15 protein-coding genes and 1 other annotated feature are annotated in these 14,314 nt (G+C 42.7%); of the genes, 3 read left to right on the top strand and 12 right to left on the bottom strand.

Annotated elements, in window-relative coordinates; all coding sequences use genetic code 11:
- Position 1: 1 nt before the first annotated feature.
- From sufU to G7Y42_RS00185, 11 genes are all read right to left on the bottom strand, one after another.
- Positions 2–472, bottom strand: coding sequence for a Fe-S cluster assembly sulfur transfer protein SufU (sufU, locus tag G7Y42_RS00235; RefSeq protein WP_165002758.1), 471 nt, complete (start codon positions 470–472; stop codon positions 2–4).
- Complete coding sequence (locus G7Y42_RS00230; protein ID WP_165002756.1) at positions 459–1,694, bottom strand: cysteine desulfurase; 1,236 nt, start codon at positions 1,692–1,694, stop codon at positions 459–461. Before G7Y42_RS00230 ends, sufU begins: the two co-directional genes overlap by 14 nt.
- Positions 1,691–2,980 carry a Fe-S cluster assembly protein SufD gene (gene sufD, locus G7Y42_RS00225; RefSeq protein WP_165002754.1) on the bottom strand — a complete coding sequence of 430 codons (1,290 nt, stop codon included), beginning with the start codon at positions 2,978–2,980 and terminating at the stop codon, positions 1,691–1,693. The genes G7Y42_RS00230 and sufD overlap by 4 nt, the downstream gene beginning before the upstream one ends.
- 12 nt (positions 2,981–2,992) lie before the next feature.
- On the bottom strand, positions 2,993–3,766 hold the full coding sequence (gene sufC / locus G7Y42_RS00220) for a Fe-S cluster assembly ATPase SufC (RefSeq protein ID WP_165002752.1): 774 nt from the start codon (positions 3,764–3,766) through the stop codon (positions 2,993–2,995).
- 330 nt (positions 3,767–4,096) lie between these two features.
- Positions 4,097–4,942, bottom strand: a complete 846-nt coding sequence (locus G7Y42_RS00215; protein ID WP_165002750.1) for a MetQ/NlpA family ABC transporter substrate-binding protein — start codon at positions 4,940–4,942, stop codon at positions 4,097–4,099.
- 23 nt (positions 4,943–4,965) lie between these two features.
- Positions 4,966–5,652, bottom strand: a complete 687-nt coding sequence (locus G7Y42_RS00210) for a methionine ABC transporter permease (protein WP_165002748.1) — start codon at positions 5,650–5,652, stop codon at positions 4,966–4,968.
- Entirely contained in the window at positions 5,645–6,679 is a 1,035-nt protein-coding gene (locus G7Y42_RS00205) for a methionine ABC transporter ATP-binding protein (RefSeq protein ID WP_165002746.1), read from the bottom strand. Before G7Y42_RS00205 ends, G7Y42_RS00210 begins: the two co-directional genes overlap by 8 nt.
- A gap of 68 nt (positions 6,680–6,747) precedes the next feature.
- Positions 6,748–7,003: a binding site (T-box leader), on the bottom strand.
- An 81-nt stretch (positions 7,004–7,084) separates the two neighbouring features.
- Positions 7,085–7,423: a glycine cleavage system protein H gene (locus tag G7Y42_RS00200; RefSeq protein ID WP_165002743.1), complete on the bottom strand. Its 339-nt coding sequence runs from the start codon at positions 7,421–7,423 to the stop codon at positions 7,085–7,087.
- A 1-nt stretch (position 7,424) separates the two neighbouring features.
- The gene (locus G7Y42_RS00195) at positions 7,425–7,781 is read right to left on the bottom strand and encodes an arsenate reductase family protein (RefSeq protein ID WP_165002741.1); all 357 of its coding nucleotides are present in this window, start codon (positions 7,779–7,781) and stop codon (positions 7,425–7,427) included.
- A 5-nt stretch (positions 7,782–7,786) separates the two neighbouring features.
- Entirely contained in the window at positions 7,787–8,974 is a 1,188-nt protein-coding gene (locus G7Y42_RS00190) for an FtsW/RodA/SpoVE family cell cycle protein (RefSeq protein ID WP_165002739.1), read from the bottom strand.
- A 92-nt stretch (positions 8,975–9,066) separates the two neighbouring features.
- The gene (locus G7Y42_RS00185) at positions 9,067–9,918 is read right to left on the bottom strand and encodes a LysR family transcriptional regulator (RefSeq protein WP_165002737.1); all 852 of its coding nucleotides are present in this window, start codon (positions 9,916–9,918) and stop codon (positions 9,067–9,069) included.
- A 193-nt stretch (positions 9,919–10,111) separates the two neighbouring features.
- On the opposite strand from G7Y42_RS00185, the gene G7Y42_RS00180 reads away from it, so the two are divergent.
- Both G7Y42_RS00180 and G7Y42_RS00175 read left to right on the top strand, forming a co-directional pair.
- Positions 10,112–11,077 carry a TDT family transporter gene (locus G7Y42_RS00180; protein ID WP_165002736.1) on the top strand — a complete coding sequence of 322 codons (966 nt, stop codon included), beginning with the start codon at positions 10,112–10,114 and terminating at the stop codon, positions 11,075–11,077.
- Positions 11,078–11,249: 172 nt separating this feature from the next.
- Positions 11,250–12,293: a putative sulfate exporter family transporter gene (locus tag G7Y42_RS00175; RefSeq protein ID WP_165002734.1), complete on the top strand. Its 1,044-nt coding sequence runs from the start codon at positions 11,250–11,252 to the stop codon at positions 12,291–12,293.
- A gap of 82 nt (positions 12,294–12,375) precedes the next feature.
- Here the strand turns inward: G7Y42_RS00175 and G7Y42_RS00170 are convergent, their stop codons facing one another.
- Positions 12,376–12,840: a methylated-DNA--[protein]-cysteine S-methyltransferase gene (locus tag G7Y42_RS00170; protein WP_165002732.1), complete on the bottom strand. Its 465-nt coding sequence runs from the start codon at positions 12,838–12,840 to the stop codon at positions 12,376–12,378.
- A gap of 339 nt (positions 12,841–13,179) precedes the next feature.
- Here G7Y42_RS00170 and G7Y42_RS00165 point away from each other — a divergent pair, with 339 nt between their 5' ends.
- Positions 13,180–14,124 carry a glycosyltransferase family 2 protein gene (locus G7Y42_RS00165; protein ID WP_165002730.1) on the top strand — a complete coding sequence of 315 codons (945 nt, stop codon included), beginning with the start codon at positions 13,180–13,182 and terminating at the stop codon, positions 14,122–14,124.
- Positions 14,125–14,314 lie beyond the last annotated feature (190 nt).

The raw sequence follows: 14,314 nt of genomic DNA, 5'->3' as shown, positions 1-14,314 counted from the left end.
CTCACTCCTCTTCCTTGTGGTAATGATGGAAAGCTGCGGTACCGTCGTTTTCCATTGCTTTTCCTAATGCTTTCCAGGCTAATGTCGCACATTTGATCCGTGCAGGAAATTTTGACACACCACTGAGCATGGCAGCATCTCCTAACTGATCCGATTCCTTGACATCTTTTCCTTGGACAAGCTGTAAAAAATCAACTGCTAGATGTTCAGCTTCTTCCACGGTTTTTCCAATCACTGCATCCGTCATCATCGAGGCGCTGGCAGTACTGATGGAACACCCGCTTCCGTCAAAGGCGATCTGTTTGATGATGCCGTCTTTTATGTCGACTTGTAATTCGATCACATCGCCGCATGTCGGATTGTTCATCTCGATTTTACTGGTCGAATCTGTCAATGCTCCCCGATGATGCGGATGGGAAGAATGATCCAGGATCACTTGACGGTAAAGATTGTCTAATTTAGATAGTCCCATGTTGGAAAAACTCCTTTGTTGCGATAATTGCTTCGACTAAACGGTCTGCATCTTGTTTCGTATTGTAGAAATAAAAGCTGGCGCGTGCTGTTGACGCTACTTCTAGATAGTTCAGCAATGGTTGCGCACAATGATGACCTGCTCTGACTGCCACACCTTCCATATCTAGCGCAGTCGCTACATCATGCGGATGCAGCCCTTCCAGATTGAACGCGATGACTCCTGTGCGAAATGCCGGATCTTGTGGACCGTAAACAACTAGTCCTTCGATCGATTGCAGTTTTGGCAGGACATAAGCAGCTAATTCTTCTTCATACTGATGGATGTTGTCCATGCCGATTTCCTGCAGATAGTCGATTGCATGGCCTAATGCGATCGCTCCGGCGATATTTGGTGTTCCTGCTTCGAATTTCCATGGCAATTCTTTCCATGTGCTGTCGTAAAGCTCGACAAAATCGATCATTTCACCGCCGAATTCGACAGGTTCCATTTGTTCCAGCCACTGGCGCTTGCCATATAGTACGCCGATTCCGGTAGGCCCGCACATCTTATGACCGCTAAAAGCAAAGAAATCACAGTCCAATGCCTGCACGTCAATTGTCATATGTGGGGCAGACTGTGCACCGTCAACGACGATGATCCCGCCTTTTTCATGGACGAGTTCGGCTAATTCCCGGATAGGATTGATCACACCTAAAACGTTGGATACGTGGGCGATCGCTAAGATTTTTGTTTTTTCCGTGATTTTTCTTGCTGCGTCTTTCATGTCTAAAAAACCATCTTCAGTCAGCTCGATATATTTCAAGACAGCCCCGGTCCGTTTTGCCAGCTGTTGCCAGGGGATCACGTTCGAATGATGTTCCATGTAAGAAAGTACGATTTCGTCTCCAGCTTTGATGAACCGGTCACCGAAACTTCTTGCTACCCAGTTCAAGCTTGTCGTCGTCCCGCGTGTGAATAGTACTTCTGCGGTTTCTCCGGCATGGATGAATGAACGTACTTTTTCTCTGGCCTCCTCATAGTCATGAGTGGCACGTTCTGCTAATGTATGGACGCCACGGTGCACGTTAGCATTGTCTTTCTCGTAGTAATCTGTCAACGACTGAAGTACTTGCTTAGGTTTTTGTGTCGTTGCGGCATTATCTAAATAAACGAGTGGTTCGTCGTTCACTTCTTGGAATAAAATAGGAAAATCATTGCGTAGCTTTTCTGCCTCGATCATCCATTCAACTTCCCTTCGATCACATCCACTAGTTCCTTACGTACTTGTTCCACAGGGATCGCAGTCAGTACCGAACCCAAGAATCCGCGGATCACTAAACGTTCTGCTTCTTCTTTGTGCAGTCCACGACTCATCAGATAATACATCTCTTCTGGATCGACCCGACCGACACTCGCCGCATGTCCAGCAGTCACTTCATTTTCATCGATCAGAAGAATCGGATTGGCATCGCCACGTGCTTTGTCAGAAAGCATCAATACCCGACTTTCTTGCTGTGCATCTGCACCTTTTGCTCCTTTTAAGATGTGCCCGATACCATTGAAAGTCAATGTCCCTCTTTCCCGGATCACACCGTGCTGCAGGATATGGCCGATCGTATGAGGTGCTTTATTGGTTACACGTGTATCGATTCCCTGGATTTGTCTGCCTGAGCTGATCGCTACGATTTTTACTTCGGCATGTGCGCCTTCTCCTGCTAGATCCGAGTCGAAATCTGCGATCACGTTGCCATCATTCATGACACCGATCGCCCAGTCGACAGAAGCATCTCTTAAGATATGGCCTCGGCGGTTCATGTAAGAAGTGATCGTTTCGCCTAATTGGTCGACTGCAGAATATTTGATTTTTGCGCCCGCTTTGGCAATGACTTCAACGATGATGTTCCCGGATGCCTTTTCTAGTTGTTCCTTTGTCGTCTGGAATCGTTCAAGGTATGAAAATTCACTGTGTTCATCTGCAACGATCAGAACATGCTTGAAGAAATGCTGTGAAAGTCCACCATCTTGGATGAACAAAGATTCGATCGGTTCATCGATCACGACATTTTTAGGTACATATAAGAAAATCCCACTGTTCATAAAGGCAGCATGCAAGGCTGTCAATTGGTCTTCATCCATTTTCACTGCTTTTTGCATATAATATTCCTGGACTAATTCCGGATATTCCTGCATCGCTGTAAACAGATCCGTGAAGATCACGCCTTTTTCTGTAAGCTCTGCTGACAACTGTTCAAAAACAGTCCATGTTCCTTGCTGGACAATGACCGGGTTGTCTTTCATTGCATCAAATGCAGCCACATTCCCGGATTCGCTGACCACATCTGCCATTTCTTTGACATCGAATAAAGACCAGCGGTGGAATTTTACTCGATCGATGTGCGGTAACGGCAGTTCGCTTGCTTTTTCGATGGCTTGCCGGCGGAATTCAGTCATCCAGAATGGTTCACCTTTGCTTAAAGAAAAATCGTTCACAGCGTCAAGATAATCGAGCCAGTTGTTCTCTTTCATGTCTGCTCCTCCTTACGCTTCTTCTTCTTTGTAGTCGATTCCTAATTCTTTACTGATACCAGCATAGCCTTCTGCTTCAAGACGTTTTGCCAGATCTGCGTTACCAGTCATCACTACACGACCATCCATCATGATATGGACGACATCTGGTGTGATATAGTTCAGTAAACGCTGATAATGCGTGATGATCAGTGCGCCGAAATTCTCGCTGCGCATTTCATTGACCCCTTTGGCTACGACTTTCAATGCATCGATATCCAGACCTGAATCGATTTCATCTAAAATCGCAAAAGTTGGTTCAAGCATCAATAACTGCAGAATCTCGTTTCGTTTCTTTTCACCGCCTGAAAAACCTTCGTTCAAGTAACGTTCAGCCATTTCTTCCGGCATATTCAATAGAGCCATTTTTTCATCTAATTTTTTCAAAAAAGTCATTACAGACATCTTGTCATCTTCATCACGTTTTGCGTTAATAGCGGCACGCATGAATTCTGCATTGGTTATCCCAGGAATTTCACTTGGATACTGCATAGCTAAGAACAAGCCTAATCGTGCCCGTTCATCGACTTCCAAGTCTAAAATATTTTTCCCGTCGAATAAGATTTCGCCTTCTGTGACTTCATAATTGGGATTTCCCATGATTGCGGCTGACAAGGTGGATTTACCTGTTCCATTCGGTCCCATGATTGCATGGATCTCCCCTGTTTTCATTGTCAGGTTCACGCCTTTAAGGATCTCTTTGTCCTCAATCGACACATGTAGATTTTTTACTTCTAAGACAGACATGCCAAATTACCCCCAAATTCTCTTTCGTTCTCACCCATTTTAGACTAATTGAGAATGAAGCGCAATGATCTTCCTTACTAAAATCGAATAAGTTTTATTTATTATCAAACTATCTTGATTTCTAGATTGTAATTTATATAAAAAGAGGTTGTGAACCTGCCGTTCAACTCTGAGGCACAAGGAACAATTTCAACAAACAGCTTCTCATGTTTGATGAATATTGTGACTTGTGCCCGAGGAGTTGGCAGGAGAACACCGTTTATTCGAAAAAAGGGCTGTGACAATAATTTTGTCACAGCCCTTTGGCCGACCAGTTTTCCGGCTGGCCGATTATTTTGCTTCAGCAGCTACTGGTTTTACAGAACCGCCCCATTTGTCTTCGATCCATTTTTGGACATCTTCTTGATGAAGCACTTCGATCAGTTTCTTGATCTTGTCACTGTCTTTGTCTTCTTTGCGAGTTGCAATGACGTTGACATAAGGTGAGTTGTCTTCTTCAAGCAAAATAGAATCTTTTAATGGATTCAAGCCTGCACCATATGCAAAGTTAGCATTGATCGCTACCAAGTCACCTTCGTCATTCTGATACGTAGAAGCTAAAAGTGACGGATCGATCGAATGATTGAATTTCAGATTTTTAGGGTTTTCTTCGATATCGTCAAATGTTGCTGTTTCTAGATCAACGCCGTCTTTGACTTTGACTAGATCAGCATTTTGCAAGATCGTGATGATACGGCCCCAGTCAGATTCAGAGTTTGATGTAATGATTGTCGCTCCGTCTTTCAACTCAGAGATATCTTTAATCTTTTTAGAATACAGGCCCATTGGTTCGATATGAACTGCGCCGGCATTGACAAAATCATAACCTTTTTCCTTGATTTCTTTGTTCAGATAAGGAATGTGCTGGAAGTAATTGGCATCGATATCTCCTTCTTCCAATGCTTGGTTAGGGAGGATATAATCATCGAATTTGACGATTTCAAGATCGATCCCTTCATCTTTCAGCAACGGTTTCACATGTTCTAGAATTTCCGCGTGCGGTGTAGGTGAAGCGCCAACTTTCAACGTCGTCTCATCTGAATTGCTTGCTGAATCTTTACTGTCACTATTTCCACATGCCGCTAAACCAACTGTCAGCAGCAATGCTGCCGCAAATCCAAAAATCTTCTTTTTCATATCCATATCCCCCTATTGTCTATTTATCTTTTATCTGTTTTCTTTGTCAAAAAGTCGCCAATTCCTTGAACAACAAAAACAATTACTAATATGATCAAAGTCGCTACGAATGTTACTGTCAGATTACCACGCTGGTAGCCTTCCTGCCAAGCAAGACCGCCAAGACCGCCTGCACCGATCGCACCAGCCATTGCCGTAAATCCGATCATAGAGATCGTCGTAACGGTCAAGCCGGAGATTAAAGCCGGAATGCTTTCAGGAATCAATACTTTCCAGATGATCTCCCAGTAACTTGCCCCCATTGCATCTGCTGCTTCCAGTACACCAGGGCTCACTTCACGAAAAGCAATCTCGACAAGCCGTGCATAAAATGGTGCTGCTGATAACACCAAGGCTGGGATTGCCGCTTGTGCTCCAAGCATCGTGCCCACGATTGCTTTAGTGAAAGGAATGATCAGTACCATCAATATCATGAATGGTGTCGACCGGAAGATATTGCTGATAATGGATACGATCCCATAGATGATACGTGCATACGGCTTGTTTTTCCGTCCGATGGAATAAAGGATCAATCCTAAGATCAACCCGATCACGGTCACGAGAACCATCGAGATCACGGTCATATATAATGTATCGACAATTGCCTGTCTCATTGTCTCTGAGTTGATTTGGCTAAAATCCAAATAAGTTTCTGAAAAGCTTTTATCCACGATGGATCACCTCCATCCCAACGCCTTGTTCTTTGATGAACACTTCCGCTTGATCCAATTCCTTTTCCTCTCCTGTCATCAGAATCGTCAATGAACCAAAGGAACCTTCTTTTGCTTGTTTGATTTTTCCGTAAACCACGTTGACATCCACATTGTAACGGCGGATCGCTTGAGAGATCACTGGTTCATTCGCATTTTTCTCGCTAAAAGTCAATGTTGCCAAACGCCCGCGAGGATTTTCTTTGATCAACTCAGCCAATAGCTCTGCTGAGTCAGCTTCAGGTTCGATATCTTGCTGGACGAATCGTTTCGTGACTTCTTGCTTAGGATGACGGAAAACAGTCAATGTGTCGCCTTCTTCCACGACTTTCCCTCGTTCCATCACAGCCACCTTGTTGCAGATTTTTCGGATAACGTTCATTTCATGTGTGATCAAGACGATCGTCAGATTCAATTTCTGGTTGATTGCCAACAGCAGATCCAGTACTTCTTCTGTCGTTTGAGGATCGAGCGCACTTGTTGCTTCGTCACAAAGGAGGATCTCCGGATCATTTGCTAATGCACGAGCGATGCCGACTCTTTGTTTTTGACCTCCAGACAATTGTGCAGGATAAGCATTTCCCCGTCCTTCCAAGCCAACTAATCTCAACAATTCTTCTGCGCGTTCTTTCCGCTGGTTTTTAGGTACGCCAGCCAGTTCTAACGGCAGCTGGATATTTTCAAGGACTGTTCTTGACCACAACAGGTTGAAATGCTGGAAGATCATTCCGATTTTTTTGCGGAATGTTCTCAGTTCTTTGTTTTTCAGTTTCGTGATTTCCTGATTATTCACGCGTACTTCGCCGCTTGTAGGCAATTCCAGTCCATTCAATAATCGGACAAGTGTGCTCTTGCCTGCGCCAGAGTAACCGACGATTCCATAAATATCGCCTTTTTCAACGGTCAGCGAAACATCGTTGACTGCGTGGATCGTTCCATTTTTACCGCCAAAGGTCTTTTTGACATTCGTCAATTGGATTAATGACATACTGCTCACATCTTTCTTTTTTGAATTTTTCGCAGGAAACAAAAAAGCCTTCGTCCCCTTGTGTTTAACAAAAGGACGAAAGCTTGAACTTCCGTGTTACCACCCTGATTCACTGTTACTTTGCAGCAACAGCCTCTTCCAGTACTTGGCTACTAATCCGGCCGTATACTGTCGTGCTGTAACGGGCACTCCCGTAGCAGGTTTGCTCTCGCTCGCCTACTCTGCTCTAAGACCATCTTCCATCCCATTTCCGTTACCCATTTTCAGCAAACAGGGCTCTCTGCAAACTTCTGCGGCATGTACTCTTCTTTTCAAAGCTTTCTTTATGATTGATTAGAATTATAGCAACTGGAAGAATCGGTGTCAACTTTTTTCCAAATGATTTTCAACTGATCATCAGGATGATTATAAAGCTTCGAACTCTTTCGGATCGACGTCCTTGAAACTCAAGATCCAAGCATTCATTTCATCCTGATCATTCAAGACACTGATATCTTCACCGATTTTTTCATTGATTGAAGAAACTGTTCCTGATAATGGGCTGGCAAATTCATTGACCGCTTTTTCTGCTTCTACTTCTACTAACGGATCGCCGATTTTGTAGTTTTTGCCTTCTTTTGGCAAGTTCGCAAAAGTGATCTCCCCTAGTTCTTCTTGTGCTTCATTCGTCAGGCCCACGCAATATTCTTTTCCATTGAATAGGATCCATAGGTTATCTTTTTTCTTTAGATGTTTTCCTGCCATTTTATGTCAATACTCCTTCATATGTTTTTTCATTAAAACCAATTGCAACGAGTTGTTTGTCTTTTACGATGAGCGGCCGTTTGATCAGCATGCCGTCTGTTGACAATATTTGGCTGGCTTTTGCGATTGTAAAGCTGCCAACTTGATCTTTCAGGCCAAGTTCGCGGTATTTCATCCCGCTTGTGTTGAATACACGACGAATCGGTACTTGACTATTTGACAGCCAGGCTTCGATCGTTTCAGCAGCCGGAACCTCTTGGATCATGTCGATCGTCTGATAAGCGACCTCATGTTTATCGAGCCATGCTTTTGCTTTTTTACAAGTCGAACATTTAGGATACCAATAAAAAGTGTACATTCTTTTTACCTCCTGGAACTTTTTGCCGGAGCTTCGTTCTGATAACGCATCGACAGGATCAGACCGATCCCAATCATGTTTCCTAGAATCGAGGAGCCACCTTGACTAATGAATGGCAACGGAATCCCAGTCAGTGGAAGCAAGCCGATATTTGCCCCGATATTTTCGAAGACATGGAACAAGAGCATCATGATCAGGCCACTGGCAATATAAGCATAGAACTCATTATTGGTATCGAAACAGACACGGATCATTCGATAAATCAAAATAAAATATAAGAAGATGACAAACGCACCGCCAATGAACCCGAAGTTTTCCCCGATCACGGTAAAAATCATATCTGATTCTCGTACGGGCACATAAATATTGCTTACATTGAAACCTTTCCCAAACAATCCGCCAGTGCCGATCGCCAATAGACCTTGCGCTGGCTGATAACTCATCCCAGATGTATCATGGAACGGATCGAGCCATGAATCGATTCGGGCAAACTGATAGGATTTGAATCCGACTTTATAAAGCAGATCTCTTCCACCTTCTGTTGTCACTAAAAAGATCGTGCCCGCACCAACGATCACTGCCAAGATCACTACAGGAGCAATGATCCGCCAAGAGATCCCTGACATCAGAAACACACCGCCAAAAATAGCTAGAAAGACCAACATGGTCCCGAAGTCTTCTTGTGCCATGATCAGTGCTAGCACAGGAATGGTCACCATCAGCATTTTCGCAATCAGCCAAAAATCAGATTTGGTCGTTCGATCTTTGACTTGCGTATTATGTTTCGTGACAATGAGTGCCATCATGAGGATATACGCAATCTTCATCAATTCGGCTGGCTGGAAGGTAAATGCACCAAACCGGAACCAGTTTTTCGATCCAGTCGATGCAGCTAGGGTTGGATCATAAAATTCCAGGAGCAATCCCATAACGATCAATCCGAGCCCATAAAGATAGGGTGTGAGCTTCCAGATCCACTTGGAATTCAAATGCATGATCACTACGATCGCTACCGTCCCCACTAAGTACCAGACGACTTGCATCCCTACACCTTTTAAGACAGACGGATTATTCGGATCATGACTAAGCGCTACGTATAACGATAGTAAACCTATCAAACATAAAAGAAAGACCGGCAAGATCACGCCATAATCTATTCGGTTGTCGGTAGAAGCTTTTAATTTTTTTTCCATGTTTCATCCCTTTTCTTAAAAACCATACTGCCACTTATTATAACGGTCTGGTTCAATAATTGAAAGTCATTACAAAGGAGATTTGGGAAAAATTAACTTTCCCTTTTTTCCCCATTTCTCATTTCTGCTTCTTTGTATCTTTCATTGTAAACAAGGATTTCTTTTGCTACTTCCAGCAGCTGATCAGAAACGAGATGGGTCCGCTGGATGAAATAAAAATTCCGCTGAAATCCAAGAGGTGTGGCCGGGATATTTTCGGGAACAGCACGTTTGGATAGAATGGACCTGCCAATTCCTTCTTTCAAAAAAGCAACGATCACATCATTGCTTTTTACCAGCATCTTTTTGTCCTGGATGTTCTTTTCTTCAAAATAGCGCTGTGTGTAATGGAAAACACCAGAAGTCGATTCTCTGACAAGCCATAGCTTGCTTTTAGGATTACCGGCGATCACCAGCTCATCTTCCATCAGCGAATATCTCTGTACACCAGAAGTCTCTAACGGTTTTTCGATAAAACCGAAATCGACTTCATGCTTTGCCACCTGGTCCAACGATTCATGGGAATTCGCGATCCCCACTTCAAATTTCACTTTAGGGAATGCCTCGATCAAATGTTTCATCAGATTCGGCAGAAGATAAACAGCAAAGGTATGTGAAGCAGCAATACGACAGATTTCTTCCTCGTTCTGCTCATCAAGCATTTTTTGCTGAGTGTCTTCCCATTCTTCCAATAAAATCAGTGTCCGTTCGTAAAGAAGATCGGCTTGTTTCGTCGGTACCATCTCTTTTCTGCCATTTCGCTGGAAAAGCTCGACACTCAATTCTCTTTCCAACTGCTTCACTTGATTGGATACTGCCGGCTGCGACAAAAACAGTACTTCTGCTGCTCGGGAGAAATTTCTCGTTTCGTATACTGCTCGAAAAGTCGTTAATAATTTGAACATGATTTCACTTCCATAACTTTTTATTATAGTAACTATATCAACTATTTGATTTAAATATACCAAAAAAACACTATAATGGAAATATACAACACAACAGTTCGTGATAAATTTCTGACAGATTCAAAAACTGATTGATCTGAAGTTTTTTTCAATATAAAAATCTATACTATTAAAAATCAAAAGGAGAAGAACGATGAAAAATTTCTTAAAAATTATTCCTATCCCTATTTGCGGCCTGATCCTTGGAATGGCGTCTTTAGGAAATTTATTCAAGGACTATCATCTTGTCGGATTAGGAAATGTAATTGGTGTACTTAGTATGGTCTTGATGCTTTTCATGTTCGTGAAACTATTTATTCTATTCGAGCATACTCGAAAAATGTTGCATGATCCCATCATCGCTTCTGTGTCACCCACCTTCACGATGGCTTTGATGGTGATCTGCACATACTTTGTCTCATTTACCACTATTCTTCCTATTGTAAAATTCGTTTGGGCAGCGGCAGTGGTTTTCCAAGTGATACTGGTCCTTTATTTCACATACCATCATGTGATCAAAGCAGATCTTTCCATCGAGGCGATCTATCCAAGCTGGTTTATCATTTATGTAGGCTTTGGCGTGATCACCGTGACAGCTGGAAACTTTTTCCCTCTCATTGGAAAAATCTTCTTTTGGATCTCTTTGGCTTGTTACACTTTCTTGTTACCGATAATTATCAAGCGGGTCTTTTTCGTCAAGAATATGGCACACCCGACACTTCCGCTGATCACGATCGTTGCCGCACCAGGCTCTTTGTGTCTGACAGGTTACTTGAAAAACTTCGAACACCCTAATGTGTATTTAGTCGTTTTTCTATTCGTCTTATCACAAATACTGTATTTTGTTGTATTGTCTATGCTGCCTCATCTATTCAAGCTCCATTTTTATCCAAGCTACGCAGCGTTTACTTTCCCGTTAGTGATTTCCGCAACTGCACTGTTTACAGCGGTCCATTACTTTAACGGATTAGGGATGGCAAGCGGACTGCTAGATGTCTTAAAAATCGCTGAGTGTATCATCGCAAGTCTCGTTGTGCTGTACGTGCTCGTCCACTATCTTCGTTTCTTACTTAAAGAACATGGGAAAAACACAAAATTCATCTCTAAAAAAATCGCTTAAGAGAATGACTTCTGATTTTCTATGCCACTTCAAGCAGGGAAAATCAGGAGTTTTTTTATGTTGTCTTCTGTTGTTTTTGTCGTTTTTGTCAAAGAAACAGAATAATGCTACTATATTCAAGGACTTGATTCAGGAATTCCTGCAAGTATATTTATCGAAAGGAAAAAATCATATGAAACCATTGCTACACCCACTCCACGCACTCAAAGAACCTGAAATACGACGCATCATGCCTGGATTACTCCTTGCTTTTGCAGTTGCGGCGATCAGCCGTTTTCTTGCGCTCTTTTTACCGCAGATCGGCGGAGCAACGATCGCTATTTTATTAGGAATCTTATTAGGAAATACCATTTTTAAACAGCCGATTCTAGCAGTCGGTACGAAATTTGCTGAAAGCAAACTGCTGGAATGCTCTGTTTTTCTGCTTGGCGCAACCGTCACTGCACAAACGATCGCACAAATCGGTGTAAAAGGAATCAGCTTTGTTTTACTACAAATGTCGGTCACTATTTTAGGGGCCTATCTTATCGGAAAAAAACTGAAATTCAGCGATGCCTCTTCTCTGATGATGGCTGGCGGGAATGCCGTTTGCGGATCTTCTGCCATTGCTTCGATCGCTCCGACGATCCACGCAAAAGAAGAGGAGAAAGGACAGATCATCACCTTAGTCAATCTATTGGGTACTGTGATGATGCTTACTTTGCCTTTTCTGGGTCTGCATCTATTTGGCGGTGACCTCATCGAAAAAAGTGCTCTATTAGGCGGTACGCTCCAATCTGTAGGCCAAGTAGTCGCTGGGGCAAGCTTGCTTGATCCTTCGGTGGTCGAATTTTCGATGCTATTCAAGATCTTGCGCATCATGATGCTTGTCGTCGTTGTTTATCTCTTTGAAAAATTCATGCAGAAAAAACATCCCGACAAGTTTGACTCAACGGTCCAATCAGCGAAAAAGCGAAAATTACCACTTCCCTGGTATGTTTTGGGCTTTCTGGTTTTCTGTCTGATCAACAGTCTATTCTCTTTACCTGCTTTCATCGATCAGTCGGCTCACTTTATCAGTAGCTGGTTCGAGATCACTGCGTTAGCTGCGATCGGATTGCGTTTGGATTTCGCTAAGTTCTTAAAAGAAGGCGCGCGTTTCTTATCTTATGGATTGTCAGTCGGTATCCTGCAAACTTCGGCAGCACTCCTATTCATCTGGCTGATCAGACTCTGACTTGAGGAACAAAATTACATGGATTATTAACACTACATTAACCGAGGGAACTGGACATGAAATCGTCTTGTTCCCTCGATTTTTATTTTGCCAATGCTCCTTCAAGCAAGAGCAAATCCCGTTTGATCGCTACGCCGTCTTCTGCATTCCCCATGTAACCCGTCAGTTTCCCATCTTGTCCGATGACACGATGACACGGAATCACGATTGGCAGAGGATTCACCCGATTCGCTTGTCCGATGGCTCGGACTGCTTTAGGGCTTCCGACAATCGCTGCGATTTCTTTATAACTTCTGCTCTCTCCGTAGGGGATGTCTTGTAGCGCTTCCCATACATGCTTTTGGAATACTGTTCCTTTTTTGATAGATAAAGGTATCTCAAACCGTTGTCTTTTTCCTGCAAAATATTCTTCCATCTGTCGCTCGGTATGAACCAGTACATCTTGATCTGCGTTCTTGTCTTCATCAATTTCCTGGAACGAAACAGCGGTCAGACCGTTTTCGTCTGCATCTAACCAGAGATGCCCGACTGGTGTGCTGATTTTCATTTTTTTTGCCCCCTAATCAATACTGTACACTTGATTTGGGGCCTTCCTCCCTTCGAGTTCGATGTTGATTGTTTAGTTATGCTAAATGATTCATTGAATCTGTTTCTCCGCATTTTTCCAGAAAGACGTCTGCTAAACTTCAGTGAATTTTATCGTGAGCTACACTTATTTTTTACTAAAATGACAGCTCATTTGTTTAGGAAACTCTTTGCTCGTGTTATACTGTAACAGGTGCTTCACTATATATATACGTTTTTATCCTGAAAATTTTATTTTTAAGGATAAATTAAATTAGTTCACTTAAAAAATACAAATAATTGCTTGAGAGGTTAGAAAGCTATGAAAGTATCAATTGTAGTTCCTTGTTTCAACGAGGAGAAGACTGTTCCACTTTTTTTCAATGAAGTCGAAAAATTCAAAGGAACTCATGAATTCGAATATCTATTTATCGATGACGGATCAAAAGACAATACGTTGCAGACGATCAAAGCATTAGCTGCCGAATATCCGTATGTCCGCTTCATCTCATTTTCGAGAAACTTCGGGAAGGAAGCGGCTTTATATGCCGGGTTACAGGCTTCTACGGGTGATCTGATCACAGTGATGGACGTCGATCTTCAAGACCCGCCTGAATTGTTACCGAAAATGATCGAAAAAATCCTTCATTCAGACATCGATTGTGTCGGTACACGTCGCTCCACTCGAGACGGTGAGCCACCGATCCGCAGTTTTTTTGCCAAGAAATTCTACCAGTTGATCAATAAGATCAGTGACACAGAGATGGTCGACGGTGCCCGTGATTATCGTTTAATGACACGACAAATGGTCGATGCTATTTTGGAATTGACCGAATACAACCGATTTTCTAAAGGTTTGTTCAGCTGGGTAGGATTCAAGACAGAATATATCTCTTTTGAAAATCGTGAACGCGTCGCTGGAGAAACTTCCTGGTCTTTTTGGAAATTATTCAATTACTCGATCGATGGGATCGTCAATTTTTCAGATGCGCCTCTAACGATTGCTTCATTTATCGGTGCGCTCTCTTGTGTCGGCTCTGGGATAGCGATTCTCTTCATTATTTTGCGAGCGCTGATTTTTGGTGATCCAACGACTGGCTGGCCTTCCATGGTCTCGATCTTCTTGTTCATCGGTGGTATCCAGTTGTTGTGTCTGGGGATCATCGGGAAATATATCGGAAAAATCTTTTTGGAAACAAAACAACGTCCGGTCTACATCGTGAGAGAAACAGAAAAATCCAAACCTAGAAACATCGACTCTCATTAAATAGATACGACAAATCTGTCATTTTAACTTAAATTTCAAAAAAAACTTATAGAGCCCCCTGAAAGCGAGTTGGATCAGCTTTCAGGGGGCTCTATTTTTAGAATTTAGCGGCTGTGACAAAAATCATATCACGGACCTTTTTTCTAATATACGGTTTCCGAGTAACTAACTTTCTATATCAGCTTCAGAA

It is taken from the genome of Enterococcus sp. ZJ1622, assembly GCF_011038845.1.
GTDB lineage: Bacteria > Bacillota > Bacilli > Lactobacillales > Enterococcaceae > Enterococcus_B.
This window is presented reverse-complemented; position numbering and strand designations above follow the sequence as displayed.

Coding starts and splice junctions, on each gene's coding strand:
- sufU (WP_165002758.1), bottom strand. CDS start 472: ATGGGACTATCTAAATTAGACAATCTTTACCGTCAAGTGATCCTGGAT.
- G7Y42_RS00230 (WP_165002756.1), bottom strand. CDS start 1,694: ATGATCGAGGCAGAAAAGCTACGCAATGATTTTCCTATTTTATTCCAA.
- sufD (WP_165002754.1), bottom strand. CDS start 2,980: ATGAAAGAGAACAACTGGCTCGATTATCTTGACGCTGTGAACGATTTT.
- sufC (WP_165002752.1), bottom strand. CDS start 3,766: ATGTCTGTCTTAGAAGTAAAAAATCTACATGTGTCGATTGAGGACAAA.
- G7Y42_RS00215 (WP_165002750.1), bottom strand. CDS start 4,942: ATGAAAAAGAAGATTTTTGGATTTGCGGCAGCATTGCTGCTGACAGTT.
- G7Y42_RS00205 (WP_165002746.1), bottom strand. CDS start 6,679: ATGTCATTAATCCAATTGACGAATGTCAAAAAGACCTTTGGCGGTAAA.
- G7Y42_RS00200 (WP_165002743.1), bottom strand. CDS start 7,423: ATGGCAGGAAAACATCTAAAGAAAAAAGATAACCTATGGATCCTATTC.
- G7Y42_RS00195 (WP_165002741.1), bottom strand. CDS start 7,781: ATGTACACTTTTTATTGGTATCCTAAATGTTCGACTTGTAAAAAAGCA.
- G7Y42_RS00190 (WP_165002739.1), bottom strand. CDS start 8,974: ATGGAAAAAAAATTAAAAGCTTCTACCGACAACCGAATAGATTATGGC.
- G7Y42_RS00185 (WP_165002737.1), bottom strand. CDS start 9,918: ATGTTCAAATTATTAACGACTTTTCGAGCAGTATACGAAACGAGAAAT.
- G7Y42_RS00180 (WP_165002736.1), top strand. CDS start 10,112: ATGAAAAATTTCTTAAAAATTATTCCTATCCCTATTTGCGGCCTGATC.
- G7Y42_RS00175 (WP_165002734.1), top strand. CDS start 11,250: ATGAAACCATTGCTACACCCACTCCACGCACTCAAAGAACCTGAAATA.
- G7Y42_RS00170 (WP_165002732.1), bottom strand. CDS start 12,840: ATGAAAATCAGCACACCAGTCGGGCATCTCTGGTTAGATGCAGACGAA.
- G7Y42_RS00165 (WP_165002730.1), top strand. CDS start 13,180: ATGAAAGTATCAATTGTAGTTCCTTGTTTCAACGAGGAGAAGACTGTT.